This is a genomic window from Leucobacter luti, from assembly GCF_050310065.1.
GTDB lineage: Bacteria > Actinomycetota > Actinomycetes > Actinomycetales > Microbacteriaceae > Leucobacter > Leucobacter luti_B.
Genome location: NZ_CP190007.1, coordinates 278557 through 300496, shown reverse-complemented (window position 1 = coordinate 300496; position 21940 = coordinate 278557). Strand labels below are relative to the sequence as shown.

General features: G+C 71.6%; 20 protein-coding genes. 14 read left to right on the top strand and 6 right to left on the bottom strand.

Going from position 1 to position 21940, the window contains the following annotated elements; all coding sequences use genetic code 11:
- The first annotated feature begins 80 nt into the window (after positions 1 to 80).
- The 4 genes from ACOPJ3_RS01365 to ACOPJ3_RS01350 all read left to right on the top strand — a co-directional run bounded on the left by ACOPJ3_RS01365 (position 81) and on the right by ACOPJ3_RS01350 (position 4509).
- Entirely contained in the window at positions 81 to 1013 is a 933-nt protein-coding gene (locus ACOPJ3_RS01365) for a sugar phosphate isomerase/epimerase family protein (protein ID WP_427870040.1), read from the top strand.
- Between the two features lie 19 nt (positions 1014 to 1032).
- On the top strand, positions 1033 to 2049 hold the full coding sequence (locus ACOPJ3_RS01360) for a Gfo/Idh/MocA family protein (protein ID WP_427870039.1): 1017 nt from the start codon (positions 1033 to 1035) through the stop codon (positions 2047 to 2049).
- 142 nt (positions 2050 to 2191) lie between these two features.
- Complete coding sequence (locus tag ACOPJ3_RS01355; RefSeq protein WP_427870038.1) at positions 2192 to 3064, top strand: sugar phosphate isomerase/epimerase family protein; 873 nt, start codon at positions 2192 to 2194, stop codon at positions 3062 to 3064.
- Positions 3065 to 3066: 2 nt separating this feature from the next.
- Positions 3067 to 4509 (top strand): sugar porter family MFS transporter, encoded by a 1443-nt coding sequence (locus tag ACOPJ3_RS01350; RefSeq protein WP_427870037.1) that lies wholly within the window; start codon positions 3067 to 3069, stop codon positions 4507 to 4509.
- Between the two features lie 131 nt (positions 4510 to 4640).
- On the opposite strand, the gene ACOPJ3_RS01345 is transcribed toward ACOPJ3_RS01350, so the two are convergent.
- Genes ACOPJ3_RS01345 through ACOPJ3_RS01330 form a run of 4 tightly spaced genes read right to left on the bottom strand, consistent with a single transcriptional unit; the run spans position 4641 to position 8164 of the window.
- Positions 4641 to 5231 (bottom strand): hypothetical protein, encoded by a 591-nt coding sequence (locus tag ACOPJ3_RS01345; RefSeq protein WP_427870036.1) that lies wholly within the window; start codon positions 5229 to 5231, stop codon positions 4641 to 4643.
- A 33-nt stretch (positions 5232 to 5264) separates the two neighbouring features.
- Positions 5265 to 6593, bottom strand: a complete 1329-nt coding sequence (locus ACOPJ3_RS01340; protein WP_427870035.1) for an erythromycin esterase family protein — start codon at positions 6591 to 6593, stop codon at positions 5265 to 5267.
- 1 nt (position 6594) lies between these two features.
- Entirely contained in the window at positions 6595 to 7389 is a 795-nt protein-coding gene (locus tag ACOPJ3_RS01335; RefSeq protein ID WP_427870034.1) for a hypothetical protein, read from the bottom strand.
- Positions 7390 to 7435: 46 nt separating this feature from the next.
- Positions 7436 to 8164, bottom strand: a complete 729-nt coding sequence (locus tag ACOPJ3_RS01330; RefSeq protein WP_427870033.1) for an ABC transporter ATP-binding protein — start codon at positions 8162 to 8164, stop codon at positions 7436 to 7438.
- 131 nt (positions 8165 to 8295) lie between these two features.
- Between ACOPJ3_RS01330 and ACOPJ3_RS01325 the strand changes: the two genes are divergently transcribed.
- Both ACOPJ3_RS01325 and ACOPJ3_RS01320 read left to right on the top strand, forming a co-directional pair.
- Complete coding sequence (locus ACOPJ3_RS01325) at positions 8296 to 9507, top strand: sensor histidine kinase (protein WP_427870032.1); 1212 nt, start codon at positions 8296 to 8298, stop codon at positions 9505 to 9507.
- Positions 9504 to 10160 carry a response regulator gene (locus ACOPJ3_RS01320; RefSeq protein ID WP_427870031.1) on the top strand — a complete coding sequence of 219 codons (657 nt, stop codon included), beginning with the start codon at positions 9504 to 9506 and terminating at the stop codon, positions 10158 to 10160. The genes ACOPJ3_RS01325 and ACOPJ3_RS01320 overlap by 4 nt, the downstream gene beginning before the upstream one ends.
- A gap of 141 nt (positions 10161 to 10301) precedes the next feature.
- Here ACOPJ3_RS01320 and ACOPJ3_RS01315 read toward each other — a convergent pair whose 3' ends face one another.
- Together ACOPJ3_RS01315 and ACOPJ3_RS01310 are read right to left on the bottom strand one after the other, a co-directional pair.
- Positions 10302 to 11303 (bottom strand): sugar phosphate isomerase/epimerase family protein, encoded by a 1002-nt coding sequence (locus ACOPJ3_RS01315; RefSeq protein WP_427870030.1) that lies wholly within the window; start codon positions 11301 to 11303, stop codon positions 10302 to 10304.
- The gene (locus ACOPJ3_RS01310; RefSeq protein WP_427870029.1) at positions 11300 to 12514 is read right to left on the bottom strand and encodes a Gfo/Idh/MocA family protein; all 1215 of its coding nucleotides are present in this window, start codon (positions 12512 to 12514) and stop codon (positions 11300 to 11302) included. Before ACOPJ3_RS01310 ends, ACOPJ3_RS01315 begins: the two co-directional genes overlap by 4 nt.
- 165 nt (positions 12515 to 12679) lie before the next feature.
- Here ACOPJ3_RS01310 and ACOPJ3_RS01305 point away from each other — a divergent pair, with 165 nt between their 5' ends.
- The 8 genes from ACOPJ3_RS01305 to ACOPJ3_RS01270 all read left to right on the top strand — a co-directional run bounded on the left by ACOPJ3_RS01305 (position 12680) and on the right by ACOPJ3_RS01270 (position 21930).
- Entirely contained in the window at positions 12680 to 13744 is a 1065-nt protein-coding gene (locus ACOPJ3_RS01305) for a LacI family DNA-binding transcriptional regulator (RefSeq protein WP_427870028.1), read from the top strand.
- A 369-nt stretch (positions 13745 to 14113) separates the two neighbouring features.
- Positions 14114 to 15154 (top strand): inositol 2-dehydrogenase, encoded by a 1041-nt coding sequence (iolG, locus tag ACOPJ3_RS01300; RefSeq protein ID WP_427870027.1) that lies wholly within the window; start codon positions 14114 to 14116, stop codon positions 15152 to 15154.
- A gap of 340 nt (positions 15155 to 15494) precedes the next feature.
- Positions 15495 to 16505: a sugar ABC transporter substrate-binding protein gene (locus ACOPJ3_RS01295; RefSeq protein ID WP_427870026.1), complete on the top strand. Its 1011-nt coding sequence runs from the start codon at positions 15495 to 15497 to the stop codon at positions 16503 to 16505.
- Between the two features lie 28 nt (positions 16506 to 16533).
- On the top strand, positions 16534 to 17580 hold the full coding sequence (locus ACOPJ3_RS01290) for an ABC transporter permease (protein ID WP_427870025.1): 1047 nt from the start codon (positions 16534 to 16536) through the stop codon (positions 17578 to 17580).
- Positions 17577 to 18551, top strand: coding sequence for an ATP-binding cassette domain-containing protein (locus tag ACOPJ3_RS01285; RefSeq protein ID WP_427870024.1), 975 nt, complete (start codon positions 17577 to 17579; stop codon positions 18549 to 18551). The genes ACOPJ3_RS01290 and ACOPJ3_RS01285 overlap by 4 nt, the downstream gene beginning before the upstream one ends.
- Positions 18552 to 18674: 123 nt before the next feature.
- Entirely contained in the window at positions 18675 to 19967 is a 1293-nt protein-coding gene (locus tag ACOPJ3_RS01280; RefSeq protein ID WP_427870023.1) for a Gfo/Idh/MocA family protein, read from the top strand.
- On the top strand, positions 19964 to 20842 hold the full coding sequence (locus ACOPJ3_RS01275) for a sugar phosphate isomerase/epimerase family protein (RefSeq protein ID WP_427870022.1): 879 nt from the start codon (positions 19964 to 19966) through the stop codon (positions 20840 to 20842). The genes ACOPJ3_RS01280 and ACOPJ3_RS01275 overlap by 4 nt, the downstream gene beginning before the upstream one ends.
- Entirely contained in the window at positions 20839 to 21930 is a 1092-nt protein-coding gene (locus tag ACOPJ3_RS01270) for a Gfo/Idh/MocA family protein (protein ID WP_427870021.1), read from the top strand. Before ACOPJ3_RS01275 ends, ACOPJ3_RS01270 begins: the two co-directional genes overlap by 4 nt.
- Positions 21931 to 21940 lie beyond the last annotated feature (10 nt).

Sequence of the window (21940 nt, the reverse complement as noted above, 5' to 3'; positions counted from 1 at the left end):
CGAAGTGCTGCATTCCCGGGTCATTTGTCCTATCATTGGGACAATTCAGATCGGTTCAGAGTTGAAGATTGAGGTTCGCAGTGTCTGAACAGCAGGCCGCCACCCCGAGCCAGGGGCTCCGGATCGGCACCGCGCCCGATTCCTGGGGCGTGTGGTTCCCCGACGACCCGGGCCAGGTGCCCTGGCGGCGCTTCCTCGACGAGGTCGTGCAGGCCGGCTACGAGTGGATCGAGCTCGGGCCGTACGGCTACCTCCCGACGGATCCGCACGAGCTCGAGGACGAGCTCGGATCCCGCGGCCTGAAGCTGTCGGCGGGGACCGTGTTCACGGGCTTCCACAAGGGGGAGGACCAGTGGCAGCGCGCCTGGGATCAGGCGCTCAAGGTCGCGGGGCTCGCCTCGCAGCTCGGCGCGGAACACCTCGTCGTGATCCCGGACCTCTGGCGCAGCGACGCCACGAGCGAGCTGCTCGAATCGCGCACGCTGAGCGACGAGCAGTGGGCGAAGCTCGGGGCCGGCCACGACCGGCTCGGGAAGGCGCTCGCCGAGGAGTTCGGCATGCGCCAGCAATTCCACTCGCACGCGGACAGCCACGTGGGCACGACCCGCGAGGTGCTGCGCTTCCTCGACGAGACCGACCCGCGCTACACGAACCTCTGCCTCGACACGGGCCACTTCGCCTACTACGGCGGCGACAACGTGAAGCTCATCCAGGAGCGGCCCGAGCGCATCGGCTACCTGCACCTCAAGCAGGTCGACCCCGCGCAGCTCTTCGACGTGCTGAAGAACGACGTGCCCTTCGCCCAGGCCGTCGCGGACGGGATCATGATCGAGCCGCCCGGCGGGATCCCGGAGCTCGGCCCCGTGATCGAAGCCGTCGCGCGCATCGACTCCGAGATCTTCGCGATCGTCGAGCAGGACATGTACGGCTGCGACGTCGACCGCCCGTTCCCCATCGCGCGGCGCACGCGCGAGCACATCTTCGGGTGCACGCACCTGGCGCGGGTCAGCTAGGCCCGGAAGGAGACACACCATGTCAGCAGAGCTCCGGATCGCCGTCGTCGGCGCCGGCATGATGGGCGCCGATCACATCGCGCGGATCACCGAGCGGATCAGCGGGGCACGCGTCTCCGCGGTCGTCGAGCCCGACGCCGGCCGCGCGGCGGACGCCGCCGGCCACGCGCCGGGCGCCGAGGTCTTCGCGCGGATCGAGGACGCGCTCGCGGCTGGCGCCGTCGACGCCGTGCTCATCGCGGTGCCCGGCCAGTTCCACGAGCCGGTGCTGCGGCCGGCGCTCGCCGCCGGGATCCCGATCCTGTGCGAGAAGCCGCTCACCCCGGACTCGGCGAGCTCGTGGGAGGTGCTGCAGCTCGAGCAGCAGCTCGACCGGCCGCACATCCAGGTCGGCTTCATGCGTCGCTTCGACGACGAGTACCGCGCGCTCCGCGAACTCGTCGCCTCGGGCGAGGCGGGCGAGCTGCTGCTCGTGCACGCGCAGCACCGCAACCCGTCCGTGCCGGAGAGCTACACGCAGAACATGCTGATCAACGACTCGGTCGTGCACGAGTTCGACGTCGTGCCGTGGCTCGCGGGCTCGCCGATCGTGAGCGTCGAGGTGAAGCGGCCGCGCCGCAACTCGCTCGCGCCCGAGCGCCTCTCCGAACCGATCCTCGTGCTCATGGAGCTCGAGAGCGGCGCGATCGTCGACGTCGAGATGAGCGTGAGCATCCAGTTCGGCTACCAGGTGACGACCGAGGCCGTGTTCGAGCGCGGCGTCGCGCGCATCGGGCAGCCGGGCGGCATGCAGCGCTTCGACGCAGGCACGTTCCGCCTCGCCGAGCACCTGAGCTTCACGACGCGCTTCGCCGCCGCCTACGACGCGCAGATCCAGCGCTGGGTCGACGCCGTGCGCCGCGGCGACCTCGTCGACGGGCCGAACGCGTGGGACGGCTACCTCGTCGCGCTCGCGTGCGAGGCGGGCGTCACAGCGATGGCCGAGGGCGGGGTCGTGCCGGTCGAGGCGCCGCCCCGGCCGGCGTTCTACGCCTGAGCCGGCGGGCGGGATCCGGATCCGGATCCCGCTCCCGTGCCGGATCCCGCGCCTCGCCCGTAGACCGCCGAGTCCCGCTCCGAAACTGAGATGGAGCGCTCCACAACTACACTGATCAGAACCCCGAATGCGAAGGAGCATCATGGTCCGCATCGCCCTCGATCCGACGCCGTACAACGACACGGTTCACCTGCTCGACTTTCCTGACCTCGTCGCGAGGCTCGGCTATGCGCACCTGCAGCTCACGCCGAACCCCGACTTCGGCAGGCACTTCCACTACCCGAAGCTCGACGACGAGATGATCGCGACGCTCAAGAAGCGCGCGGCGGACGCGGGGGTCGAGATCACCTCGATCCTGCCGGTCCAGCGCTTCTCGTGGCCAGACGAGCCGCAGCGCGAGGCGGCCGTGCGCAACATGAGGCGCTACATCGAGGTCGCGGCCGAGCTCGGGGTTCCCGTCGTGAACACCGAGTTCTCCGGCCGGCCCGAGCGCGAGGAGGAGTCGGAGGCCGCCTTCTACCGCTCCATGGAGGAGCTCGTGCCCGTGCTCGAGCGCGAGGGCATCACGCTCAACATCGACCCGCACCCCGACGACTTCGTCGAGGACGGGCTCGAGGCCTGGCGCATCATCCGCGGGCTCAACACGCGCGCCGTCGGCTTCGTGTACGTCGCGGCGCACACCTTCCACTACGGCGACCGGGCCGACACACTGCTGCCCGAGATCGGCGACCGCCTCGGCGCCGTGTACACGGCGGACTCCTTCGACCACACGCGCTCGAACGGGCTGCGCTTCATCACGAACCCGCCGGGCAACGCCGTGCGGGTGCACCAGCACCTCGCGATCGGCGACGGCGACGTCGACTGGTCCGCGCTCTTCGCCACCCTCCGCGCGACCGGCTACCTCGACCGCCCCGACGCCCTCATCGTCTCGAACGTCTTCGCGGAGGACGAGCGGGCCGACGAGGTCTCGCGCACACAGCTCGACCGCATCCGAACGCTCTGGGAAGGAGCCTGATCATGACCCTTGCGGGAGCCGGCGACAGGCCGGCCAACACCCTTCCACCTCTCGGCACCGGGCCGCACCGGAGGAGACTCGGCCTCGTCGCGCTGATCGCGACGTTCGGCGGCCTCCTCTTCGGCTACGACACGGGAGTCATCAACGGGGCGCTGCGCCCCATGACTGCGGAGCTCGGCCTCACGCCGTTCACCGAGGGCGTCGTCACGAGCTCGCTCGTGTTCGCCGCAGCCTTCGGGGCGATGCTCGGCGGGCCGCTCTCCGACCGGTGGGGGCGCCGCAAGACGATCATCCTGCTCGCGGTCATGTTCTTCGTGGGCACCCTGCTCTGCGTCTTCACGCCGGGCTTCGGCGTGCTCGTCGCGGGCCGGATCATGCTCGGGCTCGCGGTCGGCGGCGCGTCGACCGTCGTGCCCGTGTTCCTCGCCGAGATGGCGCCGTACGAGATCCGCGGCTCGCTCGCCGGCCGCAACGAGCTCATGATCGTCGTGGGCCAGCTCGCGGCGTTCGTCGTGAACGCCATCATCGGCAACACGCTCGGCCACCTCGACGGGGTCTGGCGGATCATGCTCGCGATCTGCGCGATCCCCGCGATCGTTCTGTTCTTCGGGATGCTGCGCATGCCCGAGTCGCCGCGCTGGCTCGTCGACAAAGGCCGCACGGACGAGGCGCTCCGGGTGCTCGGCACGATCCGCTCGCCCGAGCGCGCCGAGGCGGAGCTCGCCGAGGTCGCCAGGGTCGCGCGGGAGGACAGCGCCGCGCACCAGCTCGGCTGGCGCGCCGTGCTCACGAACAAGAACCTGCGAAAGATCCTGCTCATCGGCATCGGCGTCGGGATCGCCCAGCAGCTCACCGGCATCAACTCGATCATGTACTTCGGGCAGACCGTGCTCGTGGAGTCCGGCTTCGAGGAGAGCGCCGCGCTCATCGCGAACATCGCCCCCGGCGTGATCGCCGTGATCGGTGCCGTCATCGCCCTCGCCATGATGGACCGCTTCGACCGCCGCAAGACCTTCATCATCGGCTTCACCCTCACGACCGTGTCGCACCTTCTCATCGGGGTCGCCTCCATGGTGCTTCCCGTCGGCAACCCCGTGCGCCCCTACGTGATCCTCGCGCTCGTCGTACTCTTCGTCGGTTCGATGCAGACGTTCCTCAACGTGGCCGTGTGGGTCTACCTCTCGGAGATCTTCCCGCTGCACATGCGCGGCTTCGGGATCGGCGTGGCCGTGTTCGCGCTCTGGGTGACGAACGGATTCCTGTCGCTCTACTTCCTGTCCCTCGTGCAGTGGGTCGGGATCACGGGCACGTTCTTCCTGTTCGCGGCGGTGGGCGCGCTCGCGCTCCTGTTTGTGTGGCGCTTCGTGCCCGAGACGCGCGGGCGCACGCTCGAGGAGCTCGAGGAGGACGTGACGACGGGCGCCATCTACCTGCCGAAGGGGTAGGGGCGCCGCGGCGCGAGCGCGTCGCGCCCGGCGCTCGCTCCGAATTCTGCGCTCGTTCCTACGTTTCCGCCCGGATTCGTGGGAACGAGCGCAGATTGCTGCGGGAGCGCGCGGCGCCGGATCCCGCGCCGCTACTCCGCGGGCTCGACGTGGACGAGGGCGAGCGCCGCGCCCGCGGCGTCGCTGCCGAGCGCGACGCTCGCCACGCTGTCGCCGCCCTCGGCGGCGTCGAGCTGGCCGACGAAGTACACGTTCGTGAAGCCGAGGCCCTGCGCGCGCTCGAGGAGCGGCAGGGGCGGATCCGAAAGGTCCTGATAGGCGGCGTCGAGCTGAGGCTCTGCCGCGTCCGGCAGCGAGATCAGCGCGGTGCGCGAGGTGCGCTGCGCCGAGCCCACGCCCCAGCGATCCGAGGCCGAGGCGAGGAGCTCGGCGCCGTCGGGCAGCGTGATCGAGGCGGCCCGCTCGACCTCGGCGAGGATCTCGGCATCCGAGGCGTCCGCGCACTGCTCCTGGTCGAGGAGGAAGCAGGTGCCGGATTCCGGCTCGGGCGGCGGCGTAAATGCCCTGATCCCGAACCCGAACGCAATCGCGGCGGCCGGGATCGCGAGCGCGGCCACGATGCCCGCGATCCAGATCCGGCGCCGGCTGCGCTCGCTCGGCTCGGGCACCTCGACTTCAGAGAACTCGAGGGGGTCGTCGGCCGGGTCCGTCGCTTCCTGCATGACTCCAGTATCCCAAGGACCCGGCCGCGATGGTCAGGAAAGAGGAGTCGTCGGCGTCACGCGGTCCACGAGGATGAGCGCGTCGTAGGCCTCGGACGGCGTCATCTTCACCGAGCTGAACTGCGGTACCCACGCGTGCCACTGCTGCACGCCGTCGCCGGTGCTCGCCATGCGCACGGGCCGCGCGAGGAGCTCCCGGTTCGCGGCAGAGGCGGAGTCGAACTCGAGGTATCCCTCCCTGGTCCCGGCGAAGATTCCGCGCAGCGGGGTGCGGTTCGAGAGCGACACCTCCCGCTCTCCCGTGCCGTCGCCCGTCGCGAGGCTGCCCTTGTGCAGATCGGTGCCGATCACGCGGTACGCGTCGCCGTACTTCTCGGCGAGCAGCTCGCCGACGTCGCGCACGCCCATCGCCGACATCGCGGCCGAGACGCGGTCGACGTGCCCGTTGTGGGCGAAGAACAGGGAGTGCTCGTTGCCGCGCTCGTGCTCCTCCGCGACCGTGCGCACGGCGTTCTCTGCCATGATGCGCGCGCGGATCTGGGTGTAGCCGGATCCGGACGCCGTCTCGAGCTCGAGGTTCTGGGCGAGTGCCGCGGCCGCCCCGGCCGCGAGGCGGCGATCCGGCGCAGCGGTGTTGGCCGAGTCGGTGCTCGTGGCATCCTCCGAGCCGGCATCGATGAGCGACGCCGCGTCCTCGACCGCGGCGCGCAGCCGCTCCGGATCCGGAACCGGGTCCGCGTCGTTCCAGTCGGCGAGCTCGGCCGCGATCGACTGGGCCCGCTCCGCGGGAACCTCGCCGCCGGCGTTGGCCTCGAGCCAGCTGATCAGGATGCCCTTCGACGCCTCGACGCGCTGCGTGTCGACGCCGACGAGCCGCACGCGTTCGGCCTCCGGCAGGGCGTCATTGCGATCCCGCAGCCCCTGCAGCAGCTCGGCCATCTGCTCGGTGCGGTTGAGGCGGAAGCCGAAGCGCTCGGCCGCCTCCTCGGCTGTGCCCGGGCCGCCCTGCACGAACTCGTCGACGAGGGCGACGTGGCCGAAGTCCTCCTCGAGCATGATCGCGCGGAACTCCGGGAGCTTCTCCGCGAGCGCGAGGCGCGCGAGCTGGAACTCCGCGTTGCCGTGCGTTGCCTCGCCGAGCGCGAGGATCGTGGCGTCGCGCAGCGCGGGGGAGATCTCGGCGTCCGCGAACTCGACGGCCTCGGGGGTGCCCTGCGGGCGGGAGGCGAACGCGTTCCAGCCGATCGTGCCGCCCACCACGAGCGCGAGGCACGCGGCGATGATGAGCAGCACCTTCGGGGCGCGGGAGCGGGAGCCTGAGCGAGTGCCGGTGCGGCCGCGGCCGCGATCCTGGGCGGCCATCTCACTTCACCTCCGAGCGCAGCTCGCGCGCGACGCCGATCGCGCCGGGGAGCAGGATCCAGGCCGCGACGCCGCTCGCGACCCGGGCAAGCTCGCCGCCCGTCGCGCCGTCGCCGAGGCGGGCGACCGCGTTGACGTCGATCCAGGACGTGATCTCCGCTGCGACCGGGAACACCGAGAGGAGCAGCGCGAGCGCGGGCCAGGCGAGCACGATCGTGATCGCGACGGGCGCGAGCCCCGTGGCGAGCCCGAGCGCGTAGCCCAAGAGCGCGGCGAGTACCATCCCTGCAACGAGCATGAGGTGGTGCGGCCACTCAATCGACCAGAGTATCTCCTTCTCCGTGATGAGCGCGCCGACCGGGGTGATGAGCGCGGCGGCGGCGAGCGTCGCCGCGCCGGCGACGAGCGAAAGAGTCAGGACCGCGAGGAGCTGCGCGCCGATCACGCGGCCGCGCTCGGGCACGAGCGTGTAGGCCGTGAGCGCCGTGCGGTGGGTGCGCCCGGACGTCGCGAGCAGGATCGAGAAGACCGGGATGAGGGTCACGAGCGGGACGCCGGCGAGCCGCGCAACGTACCCGAAGTCGACGCCGTCGACGAAGAGCGTCGCGGCCCCGCCGAATGCCCCTGCGAGCAGGGCGCACGTCGCGAGCAGGGCGATGCTCGACGGGGTGTCCACGAGCCTGCGCAGCTCGACGAGCCAGAGTCGCGCGGATCCGGCCCTGGCGGGGGTCGCGGGAGCGAGTCGTGCCGCGGTTTCGCGTGTCGCGGTTTCGAGTGATGCTGCGGTGGTGGTCATGATCCTGTCCTTTCGGGTGGTGTGTGCGGGGGCGGGGGCGGCGCGATCAGGCGGCGCGATCCGCCCCCGAGGTGGCTGCGAAGTAGAAGTCGGTGATGTCGCCGTGCTCCGCGCGGAGCGCCGGGAGCGTGCCGTCGGCCACGATCCGGCCCTCCGCGATCACGACGAGGCGGTCGGCGAGGCGCTCGACCTCCGAGAGCTGGTGGCTCGAGAGCAGCACGGCCCCGCCGCGCTCCGCCCAGCCGCGCAGCAGCTCGCCGAGCCAGCGCTGCCCCTGCGGGTCGAGGCCGTTGGCCGGCTCGTCGAGCACGAGCACGGGCGGCTCGGCGAGGAGCGCCTGGGCGATCCCGAGCCGCTGCCGCATGCCGAGCGAGTAGCCGCGCACCCGGCGGCGGCCCTCGCGCTTTGTGAGGCTGACGAGCTCGAGCGCCTCGTCGGCGCGGCTCGTGGGGAGGCCGAGCGTGAGGCACGAGAGCGCGAGCGACTCGCGGCCGCTGCGGCCGGGGTGGAACGCGTCGGCGTCGAGCAGCGAGCCCGCGACGGCGGCCGGGTTCGGCCACTCACGGTAGGGGCGGCCGCCGACGGTCGCGGTGCCGGAATCCGGCTCCGTGAGGCCGAGCAGCGCCCGCATCGAGGTGGACTTGCCCGCGCCGTTCGGCCCGAGGAACCCCGTGACGGAGCCCGCGGGCACCGAGAAGCTGACGTCGTCGATGACGGTCCGGCGACCATCCGAGCGGCTGCGGTAGGACTTGGTGAGATTCGTGAAGGTAATCATGCAGGCAGTCCACTCGAGCCGAGTGGTGCGCGGCATCGGGCGTGCGGCTCGGATCGACCCGGCCGAAGGTCGGTGCGGGTCTGGCCTAAGGTCGGTATCGGCCGGTCGGGCCGCGAATCTAGGATCGAAGCATGACAGGGAAGAGCGAGCAGACGAGGCCGGCACTCGGCGCGGCGAGCGCCGTGTGGATCGTCGCCGTCCTGGTCTGGCTGTACTACCTGACGCCCATCGTCTCGACGCTCCTCACGGGCCGCGAGCCCGCGAAGGTCGTGCTCATGATCGCCCCGCCCGCGATCGCCCTCGCGCTGCTCGCGATCCGGCGCCGCTTCGCGCTCGCCGCAGTGCTCGGGATCGGCGCCATGCTCGTGCTCGGCCCCGGCGCGATCGGCGCGGCGATCGCCATGCAGGCGTCGCTCGCGCGCCGCGATGGGCGGCCGCTGCCGGTGCTGCTCGCGGGCCTCTGGTTCGCCGCCGCGAAGCTCGCGAACCTCCTGATCGGGCCCTTCTCCTCGCCCTGGGCGACGCCCCACACGGTCGAGCTCACCTTCGCCCTCGTGGGGCTCGCCTTCGCGACCCTCGTCGGCTGGCTGCTCCGCACGATCGCGGCCGAGCAGCGCGGGCGCGCGTCCGCCGCGCAGGCCAGGGTCGACGCGGAGGCCGCGCGCATCGAGCAGGCGCGGCTCGCGGAGCGCGAGCGGATCGCCCGCGAGATGCACGACGTGCTCGCCCACCGGCTCTCGCTCGTCAGCATGAACGCCGGGATCCTCGCCTTCCGCGACGACCTCAGCCCCGAGGAGACGCGCGAGACGGCGCGCATGATCCAGAGCGGGACCAGGCAGTCCCTCGATGAGCTGCGCGCGGTGCTGTCGACGCTGCGCGGGGCGGACGCGCCGCCGGCCCCGCCGCAGCCCACGCTCGCCGACCTTCCCGTGCTCGTCGCCGAGCTCGACGGGGAGCAGCGCGTGGAACTCGACGTCGACGTTGCCGCCGAGGGCGGCCTCGTCGCCGTGCCGCCGCAGCTCGGGAGGCACGCCTACCGGATCGTGCAGGAGGCGCTCACGAACGCCCGCAAGCACGCGCCGGGCGCGCCCGTCGCGGTCGAGGTCTCGGGGGAGCCGGGGGGCGCCCTCGTGATCCGGGCCTCGAATCCGCTGTCTGAGCTGGTGATTCCGGATCCGGATCGGGGTGCCGGCTCTGGCGGTGCTGCCGGTTTCGGGCTGCTCGGGGTCAGCGAGCGCGCCGCCTCCATGGGAGGATCGGCGGAGTACGGACCGGTCGGCGGGCGCTACGTCCTCACCGCAACGATTCCCTGGAATGCAGAGCCCCGGAGCGCAGAGCAGTGATCAGAGTTCTCCTCGTCGACGACGACGCCATGGTGCGCACGGGCCTCCGGATGATCCTGGGCGGCGACCCCGAGCTCGAGATCGTGGGCGAGGCCGAGGACGGCGAGGCGGGCCTCGCGGCGATCGCCGAGCTCGCCCCCGACGTCGTACTGCTCGACATCCGCATGCCCGTGCTCGACGGGCTCGGGGTGCTCGAACGGCTGGCCGCGCGCGCGGGTGATGGCTCGGGGGCGCCGCGCGTGCTCGTGCTCACGACCTTCAACACCGACGACTACGTGCTGCGCGCGCTCAGGCAGCACGCGCAGGGCTTCCTCCTGAAGGACGCCGACCCCGCCGAGATCATCGCGGCCGTGCGGGCGGTGCACCGTGGGGATCCCGCGCTGTCGCCCGAGGTTGCCTCGACCGTGATCGCGGCCGCGACGGCCGGGGCCGCGTCCCCCGCCGCGGCCGAGGCCGCCCAGGAGCTCACCGCGCGCGAGCGCGAGATCGCCGTGCTGCTCGCGCGCGGGCTCACGAACGCGCAGATCGGCACGGAGCTGCACCTCAGCCTCGCGACAGTGAAGGCGCACCTGACCAGGATCTTCGTGAAGCTCGGCACCGACAATCGCGTGTCCGCCGCGATGGCGGTGCGCGACGCCGGGCTGCTCGGGTAGGGGCGCCCGCGCCCGCGCCCCGCTCGCCCCCGTGCCCCCTGCCCCCGGCGCTGCCCCTGCCCGTGCCCCCGCCCCGGCGCTCGCTCCCAATTCTGCGCTCGTTCGCAAGGATCCGGGCCCGATCGTGCGAACGAGCGCAGATTACGGAGCGAGCGCCGCGTCGGCGTCGCGCAGCACGCGCGCGGCCACCTCGAGCCCCTCGATCCGCCCGAGCGACACGTCCTCGTGCTCGATATTCACCCACATCTGGGGATCCACCTCGCGAAGGGCGCCGAGGAATGCCGTCCAGAAGGCGGTGTCGTGCCCGCGCCCGAGCGCCACGAAGTCCCACGCCGACTCCCGCGGCCACTCGTTGGCCCACTCGTCGCCGCCGAGGTTCGTGCGCGGTTCGTCGGGCGAGAGCCGCCTGAAGCTGTTGTCGAGCACGCCGTTCAGGGCTGCGACCTGGGGATTCACGCGCACGTCCTTCGCGGCGGCGTGAAACACGAGCTCGCCGAGGTGCCGCACGACCGCGACCGGATCCATCTGCTGCCAGAACAGGTGCGACGCGTCGAGCTCGACGCCGACGTGGGTCGCGCCGGTGAGCTCGATGAGCCGGTGCACGTCCGCCGAGTTGAACACGAGGTTCTGCGGATGCAGCTCGAGCGCGACCTTCACGCCGTGGTCGGCCGCGAAGCGATCGATCTCGCGCCAGAAGCCGGCCGCGATCCCCCACTGATAGTCGAGCACGTCGAGCGCGGCGGAGTTCCACGCGTTCACGACCCAGTTCGTCACGGTCGCGCCGGGCTCGCCGCCGGGCAGGCCGGACATCGTGACGACCCGATCCTGCCCGAGCCGCTCCGCGAGCAGGATCGAGCGGCGTACGTCGGCCGCGTGCGCGTCGCCGATCGCGGGCTTCGGGTGCAGCGGGTTGCCGTTGCAGTTCAGCCCGGCAATCTCGACGCCCGTGCCGGCGAACTGGCCGAGAAACTCGTCGCGCGCCGTGTCAGAGACGAGGATCTCGTCGCGCGTCGGCAGGTGCGCCGCGGGCAGGAAGCCGCCCGAGTTCAATTCGATCCCGGTCAGGCCGAGATCCCGGATCACGGCCAGCGCCTCAGGCAGCGAGCGGTCGTGCAGGATCGCGTTGTACACCCCGAGCCTCATCGCGCACCCCCCGGCACCTCGACGGTCGCGCCGCCGCGCGCCGCGGACTCGGCGACGGCCGCGAGGAACTCCATGTTGTGGATCCCGTCCGCGAAGTCGCGGCAGCGCGGCAGCGACTCGGCCTCCGGGATCCCGGCGACCTCCTCGAGGAAGGCGCGCGCCTGGTGCACGAACAGGTCATTCTGTCCGACGCCGACGCCCGGGGCGTCCATCGCCCAGCCGCCCGCGAAGTGCGGGTGCGCGGGCCCGAGCTGCACGGTGCGGTAGCCGGCGACCGCGTCCGCGGCCGCGCCCTCCTCGTGCAGGATCAGCTGGACCTCGCCGGGGTGGCGCTGATCCCACCTCGCCGCGCCGTTCGATCCGAACACCTCGAACACGAGCGACGTCGGGTGGCCCGCCGCGACCCGCGACACCTCGAGCGTGCCGACGCAGCGCTCGAATCGGGCGGAGAACGCGGCGTAATCCTCGTTCTCAACGGGCACGAGCTCGTCGCTCACGTTGCCGCGGGTGTGGCCGACGACCGCGCCGAGCGGCTTCGGGCGCTCCGTGATCGAGGTGTGGAAGCGCCCGCCCGAGACGTCGAGCGCGCGGCCGCAGAGGAGCTCGGCGACGTAGCTCAGGTGGCTGCCGACGTCGCCGAGGGCGCCGGATCCCGGAGGGCCCTGGTATCGCCAGCTCATCGGGGCGTCCGGGCGTGCGCCGTAGTCGGCCCAGTACCGGCCGGAGAAGTGCAGCACCTCGCCGAGCCTGCCCGACGCGACGAGCTCGTGCACGAACGCGATCCCGGGTGCGCGCAGGAAGCTGAAGCCGATCCGGGCGATCGCGCCGGAGGCGGCCTGCGCGGCGTCGGCGGCGTCTGCCATCGCTCGCGCGTCCTCGATCGAGTCGCTCAGCGGCTTCTCGCAGAGCACGTGCTTGCCCGCGGCGAGGAGGCCCTCGACGATCTCGCGGTGGAGCGAGTTTGCCACGACGACGCTGACGACGTCGATGTCGTCGGCCGCGGCGATGTCGCGCCAGTCGGCGTCGTGGCGCTCGAAGCCGAAGCGCTTGGCGGTCGCCGCGCCGAGCTCCTCGGAAATATCCCCGATCGAGACGAGCCGGATCGCGGGGAGCGTGGGCGAGAAGAGGGTCGAGGCGGCGCGGTAGGCGGCCGCGTGGGCCTTGCCCGCCATGCCGGCGCCGATGACGGCGACGCCGAGGGATTCTGACACGGTGGTTCCTTTCGGGTGCGTATTGGAGCGCTCCAATAGGTGCCAAGATAACCTCGCACGAAACGGACTGTCAAGCATCGATCGCGCGCGATCCGGCGCTAGCATGGCGGGAAAGCTCCGGCGCGCGCCCGCGCGTGCCCGCGCCCAGAAATGCGGAGGCATCAGGTGAAGACCCCAACGATCTACGACGTCGCCGCCCACGCGGGCGTCTCCAAGTCGCTCGTCTCCCTCGTGCTGCGCGGCTCGCCCCGGGTGAGCGACGAGAAGCGCGAGGCGGTGCAGCGGGCCGTGGACGAGCTCGGCTACACGCCGAGCCGCCTCGCCGCGGGGCTCGCGGGATCCCGCACCCGCAGCGTCGGCGTCGTGATCGACGAGTTCGAGAACCTGTGGTTCGCGCCGGCGCTCGCCGGGCTGCGCTCGGCGCTCGCCGAGGGGCGCTACAGCCTGAGCGTCGCCGACACCGCCCTCAACGCGCACCTCGGGATCGACCCGCTCGAGGCGTTCCGGGCGCTGCGCGTGGATGGGGTCGTGCTCGCCGGAGAGGTCTCCGAGGCGTCGCTCGCGCGGCTCGGGATCCCGGCGGTCGTACTCGGGACCAGGTCTTTCGCCGCCGGCGGCGCGCCCGTGATCGCGAGCGACGAGGTCGCGGGCGGGCGGCTCGCGACCGCCCACCTCATCGGGCTCGGGCACCGCGACATCGCGTGCGTCACCGCGCCCGGAGCCTCGGCGTCCGCGCGCGAGACCGGCTACGTCGCGGAGATGCGCGCCCACGGGCTCGAACCCCGCATCGTGCGCTCCGTGCAGACGAGCGAGGTCGCGGCGCGGATCGCGGCGTCGGCGATGTTCGACTCGGCTGCGTCCGGGGGGTCGGGGGTTTCTGCCGGTGGCGGTCCTGCCGGTGGCGGGATCCCGACCGCGATCTTCGCGGTGAACGATCCCATGGCCGTCGGCGTGATCGGCGCGGCGGCCGAGCGGGGGATCGCGGTCCCGGAGCAGCTCTCGGTCGTCGGCTATGACGACTCACCGCTCGCGGCCTACGAGTTCCTGTCGCTCACGACGGTGAGCGGTGACCCGCGCGAGCTCGGCGAGGAGGCGGGCCGCGCCCTCGTGGAGCTCATGGAGGCGGAGGCCGGATCGGCGCCGCCGTCTGCCCCGGCCACCGCGCGCCTCCTCCCCCCGCGCCTCATGACCCGCGCGTCGACGGCCGCTCCGGCCCCCACTCACTCTTGAGTTGACCCAAACTCTCTCCTGGAGCGCAGAATGCGTCACTTTCGGTCAACTCAACCGGGCGCCAGCCGGCCGTCGCCCGCCGGCACCCGCCGCCCTCCCTTGAGTTGACCCAAACTGTCCCCTGGAGCGCAGAATGCGTCACTTTGGGTCAACTCAACCGGGTGCCAGCCGGCCGTCGCCCGCCGGCACCCGCCGCCCTCTCTTGAGTTGACTCAAACTGTCCCCTGGAGCGCAGAATGCGTCACTTTGGGTCATCTCAAGCAGCGAAGGGCGAAGGGCGGCCGCGCACCCCGCCCGGGTGTATCGTTAGGCATAATGTCCTAACAAGGGATCCGCTCCGGATCCCGACCCGACTCGCGAGGAACCGCAATGACGCAGCCGCCCGTTCGTATTGGACTCATCGGAACCGGCCGGATCGGCCAGGTCCACGCCGCAAGCATCGCGGCCGACCCCGGGGCGACCCTCGCGTGGGTCGCCGACCCGTTCATCGCGGGGGCGGCGGCGATCGGCGAGCGCACCGGCGCCCGCGTGACCGACAGTGCCGAGGAGCTCATCGACTCGGGTGAGGTCGATGCAGTCCTCATCGCCTCGCCCACCCCCACCCACGTCGACCTCATCGAACTTTCGGTCCGAGCTGGGCTTCCGGTGCTCTGCGAGAAGCCAATCGACCTCGACATCGCGCGCGTCGAGGCGCTGCGCCCGCTCGTCGAGGCGAGCGGGGTGCCCGTCGCGCTCGGCTTCAACCGGCGGTTCGACCCGAATCACGCGGCGGCCCGCGCCCGCGTCGCGGCCGGCGAGATCGGGCCGCTCGAGCAGCTCATCATCATCAGCCGCGACCCGGCCGCACCGCCCGCGGACTACGTCGCCGTCTCGGGCGGGATCTTCCGCGACATGACGATCCACGACTTCGACATGGCGCGCTTCTTCGCCCCCGATATCGTCTCCGTGAGCGCGACCGGCAGCCAGGCGTTCGACCCCGGAGCCCGCGCCCACGGCGACTTCGACACGGCCGTCACGACGCTCCGCACCGGATCCGGAGCCGTCATCACGATCGTCAACTCGCGCCACAGCGCGACCGGCTACGACCAGCGGATCGAGGCCTTCGGCCCGCTCGGAATGCTCCAGGTCGGCAACGTGCAGAGCAGCACCGTGACGTTCTCGGGGGCGTCGGCGGTCGAGGCGCGGCCGCCCTATCCGGAGTTTTTCCTCGAGCGCTACGCCGAGGCGTACTCTGCGGAGCTCCGGGAGTTCCTGCGGCTCGTGCGCGGCGAGGCCTCGACGAGCCCGAGCTTCGAGGACGGCTGGGCGGCCCTCGTCCTCGCGGACGCCGCCCAGCGCTCCGCGACGGAGGGCGTCGCGGTCGCAGTCGATCTCGGCTCGGGTGAGCACGGAGCCGCCGCCGGATCCTGATCCGGCGCCCGCCCCGCAGCAGCCCGGCGTTGTTAGCGATTTCGGGTCGTATCCGGCGTGAGTTGACCCGAAATCGCTAACAACCTCCGGGCCGGGACGGGCCGGGCACGAGGGCGCGCAGGGGCGCCGTCGCTCCGAGAACTGCACTCGTTCCGTCGAGAACGGGCAGAATCGTGTGAGCGAGCGCAGAATGCGGAGCGAGCGCAGGCCGCCCCCGGCGGTCCGTTACGCGATCTTTATGGCAAACGAAGGTGTGCGCCGGGCGAATTTGGGGTAATCTCAACTCCAAGCGCAAGCTTTGTAACGACATTAGTTCAAATAACACGATGGAGTGAAGACAATGAAGTCACAACTGAAGCGTTGGGGCAGGTTCGGCGTTGCCGCCACCGCCGCAGCGGGAGCACTTCTTCTCGCGGCCTGCGGCACGCCCGCCGGAGCGGGCGGCGGGGCAGCCGGTGGCGGCGGGGGCGACAAGGGTTCGGATCTGAAGCCGCTGAAGGTCGCGCTCGTCACCCACCAGGCACCGGGCGACACATTCTGGGACATCGTGCGCTCGGGGGCCGAGACCGCTGCCGACCGCAACGGCGTCGAGCTCCTCTACAGCTCGGATCCGGACGGCGCCCGCCAGGCCCAGCTCGTGCAGCAGGCGGTCGACAAGAAGGTGGACGGCATCGTCGTCACCCTCGCGAAGGCCGACGCCATGTCGGGCGAGGTCAAGAAGGCCGTCGAGGCCGGGATCCCCGTCTTCAGCATCAACGCCGGCGAGGAGCAGTACAAGGAGATGGGCGTGCTCGCCCACTTCGGCCAGAACGAGTTCATCGCGGGCCAGGCGGTCGGCGAGAAGCTCAACGAGCAGGGCTCGAAGAAGGCGATCTGTGTGATCCAGGAGCAGGGCCACGTGGGCCTCGAAGCGCGCTGCGCCGGCCTCAAGGACACCTTCTCGGGCGAGTCCGAGATCCTGTACGTGAACGGCCAGGACATGACGAACGTCGCCTCGACCATCACCTCGAAGCTGCAGACCAACTCCGACATCGACTTCGTCGTGACCCTCGGCGCCCCCTACGCGATGACCGCGGTCGACGCGATCAAGGACGCCGGCAGCAGCGCCAAGCTCGCGACGACCGACCTGAACGCCGACGTCTACAAGGCCATCGGCGACGACACGATCGCGTTCGCCTCCGACCAGCAGCCGTGGCTGCAGGGCTACGAGGCGGTCGAGGCGGTGCGCCTCTACCACGAGGGCGGCTACGTGCTCGGCGGCGGCAACGCGGTGCTCACGGGTCCGTCGATCATCAGCAAGGACAACCTCGACACCGTCAAGGCGCAGTTCGAGAAGTCGAAGAGCGAGTAACCCCGCCTCTCCCGGGAAGAAGAATCACATGTCATCAGCCACAGCCGTCAGGAGCGACGAGCGGGTAGCGAGAGCGAACCTGTTCACGCGCTTCTTCACGAAACCCGAGGCCGGAGCGACGGCGGCGGCCCTCGTGCTCGCGATCATGTTCGCGGTCGTCGCCCCGCAGTTCACGCAGCCGGAATCGATTGCCACGATCCTGTACGGCGCGTCGACGGTCGGCATCATGGCGGTCGGCGTGTCGCTCCTCATGATCGGCGGAGAGGTCGACCTCTCCGCCGGCGTGGGGGTCGTCTCCGCCGCGCTGTCGTCGTCGCTGTTCATGTACTGGTTCGGCGGAAACGTCTGGATCGGCGCGATCATCGGCCTCGTGTTCTCGCTGCTCGTCGGGTTCGTGAACGGCTGGCTGCTCACGAAGACGAAGCTCTCCAGCTTCATCATTACGCTGGCGACGTTCTTCATGCTGACCGGGCTCAACCTCGGCGTCACCCGTCTCATCACGGGTGGCGTCGCGGCCCCGTCGATCGCGAACTGGCCGGGCTTCGAGTCGGCCGCCGCGATCTTCGCGTCGGACATCCCGCTGTTCGGCGTCAAGGTGAAGATCACGGTGTTCTACTGGATCCTGCTCGTGATCATCGCGACGTGGATCTTGCAGCGCACCCGGATCGGCAACTGGATCTTCTCAAGCGGTGGCGCCCCGGATGCGGCCCGCGCGGTCGGCGTCCCCGTCGTGCGGACGAAGATCGGCCTGTACATGGGAGTCAGTTTCTGCGCGTGGCTGCTCGGCATGCACCAGCTCTTCGCGTTCAAGACGGTGCAGTCGGGCGAGGGCATCGGCAACGAGTTCCTCTACATCATCGCGGCGGTCGTTGGCGGCTGCCTGATGACGGGCGGATACGGGAGCGCGATCGGCGGCGCGATCGGCGCGCTCATCTACGGCATGGCGCTCAAGGGCGTCGTCTACGCCGAGTGGAACCCTGACTGGCTGAAGTTCTTCCTGGGCGCGATGCTCCTCGGGGCGACGGTCCTGAACTTCACGCTGCAGCGCAGGGCCGCACGAGGAGGAAAGAAATGAGTGAGCAGGAGGTCGGCCGCGAGGCCGCACGCGCCGAGACGGTGACGCCGCCCGAGGCGGTTGCGCACCCCGAGACGGTGGCGCCGCTCGTCGAGCTGCGCGACGCCGGCAAGCGCTACGGCAACATCATCGCCCTGCGCGACGTGAGCCTGAAGGTCGGCGCGGGCGAGGTGATGTGCGTGCTCGGCGACAACGGCGCGGGCAAGTCGACGCTCATCAAGATCATCGCGGGCCTGCACCAGCACACTGAGGGCGAGTTCCTGATCGAGGGCGAACCGGTGCATCTGAATTCGCCGCGCGAGGCGCTGAATCGCGGGATCGCGACGGTCTACCAGGATCTCGCGGTCGCGCCGCTCATGCCGGTGTGGCGCAACTTCTTCCTCGGCTCCGAGCAGACGAAGGGCTGGGGCCCGTTCAAGCGGCTCGACGTCGACTTCATGAAGCAGACGGCGAAGAAGGAGCTGCTCGACATGGGCATCGACCTCCGCGACGTCGACCAGCCGATCGGCACGCTCTCGGGCGGCGAGCGGCAGTGCGTCGCGATCGCCCGCGCCGTGTACTTCGGGGCGAAGGTGCTGATCCTGGACGAGCCGACCGCGGCCCTCGGCGTGAAGCAGTCGGGTGTCGTGCTGCGCTACATCGTGCAGGCGCGAGATCGCGGCCTCGGCGTGGTCTTCATCACGCACAATCCGCACCACGCCTACCCCGTCGGCGACCGTTTCCTGCTGCTCAAGCGCGGGCAGAGCATCGGCTACCACGAGAAGGCGGACATCACGCTCGAGGAGCTCACGGGCCTCATGGCGGGCGGCGCGGAGCTCGAGCAGCTCGTGCACGAGCTGCGCCAGGTGGGCACGAGCACGGACACGGTGCGCACGATCCGGGACGACATCCAGGACGACACGGCCGCGGGCGTCGGCCGCGTGCAGGTGACGGAGACCGTGACCGTGATCCCGCCGGAGGAGCGGGAGTAGCGGGACGAGCGGCCTCGCGGTGTGGCGCGGGCGGGGCGCCGTCGGGTTGTAACGGCGCCCCGCCCGTTCCGTGCAGCATGGACCGGTCCATTTTCTGATCCTCGACCGAAAGAACCCACGATCATGCAGAAGAACGAAGACGGCACCGTCACCATCGGGATCGGCCTCATCAGCGTCGGCTGGATGGGCCAGCTGCACAGCCGCGCCTACGCGAATCTGCGCTACGCGTACCCCGAGCTCGGGATCCGCCCGCGCCTCGTGCACGCCGCCGATCCGGCCCCGGATCGGGCGCGCGAGGCCGTGGACGTGCTCGGCTACGAGCGCGCGTCGGCCGACTACCGCGAGGTGCTCGCCGATCCCGAGGTCGACGCGGTCTCGATCTGCGCGCCGAACTTCCTGCACGCCGAGATCGCGATCGCGGCGGCGCGGGCCGGCAAGCACTTCTGGATCGAGAAGCCCGTCGGCCGCGGCGAGGACGAGACGGCCGCGGTCGCGGAGGCCGCTGCGGCGGCTGGCGTCGTGACGTCGATCGGCTTCAACTACCGGCACGCGCCGGCGATCGAGCACCTGCGCCGGCTCGTCGCCGATGGCACGCTCGGCCGCATTACGAACGTGCGCGGCCGCATGTTCGCCGACTACTCGGCGGATCCCCGCGGCGCCCTCTCCTGGCGCTTCGTCCGCTCGCTCGCGGGATCCGGGGTCCTCGGCGACCTCATGGGGCACCTCGTCGACCTCGTGCAGTACACGCTCGGGCCGATCGCCGAGGTCAGCGCGCTCACCTCCACGGTCTACGCGGAGCGGCCCGAACTCCCGATGGGGACCGGAACCCACTTCGCCGTGATCGAGGACGGCGTCATGAAGCCCGTCGAGAACGAGGACTACGCGGCGATGCTCGTCCGGCTCTCGGGCGACGCGCGCGCCGGCGGCGCCGTCGGCACGCTCGAGGCCTCCCGCGTCGCGGTCGGGCCCCGCGCGAGCTACGCCCTCGAGGTCTACGGCACCGAGGGATCCGCGATCTGGGATTTCGAGCGCATGAACGAGCTCCAGCTCGCCGCGGGCCGCGGCGACGCCCGGCAGGGCTACGCCCGGGTCATGGCCGACGCCGCGATGGGCGACTTCGCCCGCTTCCAGCCGGGCGCTGGCACCTCGATGGGCTACGACGACCTGAAGGTCATCGAGGCGAAGAAGTTCCTGATGGCCGTCGCCGGCCGCGAGGCGCTGAACTCGAACATCAGCGACGCCCTCTCCGCCGCCCGCGTCGTATCCGCCGCCGAGCGCTCGGCCGCGGGGCGCAGCTGGGAGGCGGCAGGCAGCGTCGTGGGCACGACCGCGGCGCACGCCGCTCCGGGCACGACCGCGGCGCACGCCGCACCCCGCACGACCGGCACGACCGACCACGGAGGAGAATCCGCATGACCGCACGGATCGCCGCAGCCCCCATCACCTGGGGCGTCATCGAGGTGCCAGGCTGGGGCGTCCAGCTCGACCGCGAGCGCGTGCTCGCCGAGATGGTCGGGCTCGGGATCCGGGCCACGGAGTTCGGGCCGGAGGGCTTCCTCCCCGACGCGCCGGCCGAGCGTGCCGAGGCGCTTCGCGCCGCCGGGCTCGAGGCCGTCGGCGGCTTCTTCCCGATCGTGCTCCACGACGCGGGCCTCGATCCGCTGCCGGCGATCGAGCGGGAGCTCGAGGCCTACCGCGCCGCGGGCGCGAGCACCCTCGTGCTCTCGGCGGTCACGGGCGCTGAGGGCTACGACGTCGCGGCCCAGCTCAGCGAGGACGAGTGGGCGACCCTGCTCGGCAACCTCGACCGCGCCCACGCCGCGGCGGAGCGCGCCGGCGTCGTCGCGACGCTGCACCCGCACCTCGGAACGGTCGTCGAGTCGCCCGCGGACGTCGCCGCCGTGCTCGCCGGGTCCCGGATCGGGATCTGCCTCGACACCGGCCACTTCACCCTCGGCGGCGGGGATCCGCTCGCGCTCGTGCGCGACCACGCCGACCGCATCGTGCACGCCCATCTCAAGGACGTGAGCGTCGAGACCGCGAACCTCGTGCGCGCGGGCGAGATCGACTACCGCGAGGGCGTGCGCCAGGGCATGTACCGCGCGCTCGGCGACGGCGACGCCAGGGTCGCCGAGATCGTCGCGGCGCTCGTGGCCGTCGGCTACTCCGGCTGGTACGTGCTCGAGCAGGACACGGTCGTGGAGTCGGAGGAAGACGCGGCGCGCGCCCTCGCCGACGCCCGCACGAGCGCGGAGTTCGTCCGCGCGGCGCTCGGGGAGCGGGCGACGTGAGCGCGCCGCTCCGGATCGGCGTGCTCGGGGCCTCGCGCATCGCGAAGCTCGCGGTCGTCGACGCCGCCCGCGAGACGGGCGACGTGCTCGCCGCCGTCGCGGCGCGGGATCCGGAGCGGGCGGCGGCCTTCGCCAGGGAGCACGGCGTCGCGGGTACTCGCGCCGACTACGAGGAGCTCATCGCCGACGACTCCCTCGACCTCGTCTACATCGGCCTGCCGAACGGCCTGCACGCGGAGTGGACGGCGCGGGCGCTCGCCGCCGGGCGCGACGTGCTGGTCGAAAAGCCCTTCGCGGCGAACCTCGCCGAGTTCGAGCGGGTCGAGGCCCGCCTCGGCCCGTCGCGCGGCTGGGCCTTCGAGGCGTTCCACTACGCCGACCACCCGGCGTTCGCGCGGGCGCTCGAGCTGCTCGGCGGGCCGGGCCTTCTCAGCGCGCCCGGCGAGCTCGGCGCGCTCCGCTCCGTGCGCGTGACGATGCACATGCCGGCGCCGAAGCCGAGCGACCCGCGCTGGAGCTTCGAGCTCGCGGGCGGCGCCATGATGGACCTCGGCTGCTACGCGCTCAACGCGCTGATCAGGCTCGGAGAGTCGGCGGCGTTTCCGGATCCGGTCGCGCCGCGCGTGCTGCGCGCGGCGGCGGTGACGGCCACCGCGGCCATCCCAGACGGCGACCCGCGCGTCGACGCCGCCGTCCGCGCCGAGCTCGCGCTCGGCGACGTCCCCGCGACGATCGACGTCTCGATGGCGGCCGAGGCCTGGGACTTCGGGCTCGAGCTCGCGTGCGAGCGCGGCGCGATCCGGATCCCGAACTTCGTGAAGCCGCAGGAGGACGACCGCCTGATCGTGACGCTCGCCGGTGGGCCCGGCGGCGGTGATGAGCCGGGCGGCGGTGAGCGGGTCGAGCGGGTCGAGCGCACCGGGGGCGAGTCCTCCTACGCGCACCAGCTGCGGCGCGTGCGCGAGGAGTTGCGCGCCGGCGCGCGCGACCGCGCGGAGCTCGCCCGCTCGCGGCGCACGGCGGCACTCATCGACGAGGTGTATGCGGCGGCGGGGCTTCCCGAGCGGCCGGCGCGGCTGATGGACTGAGCGGGGCGAC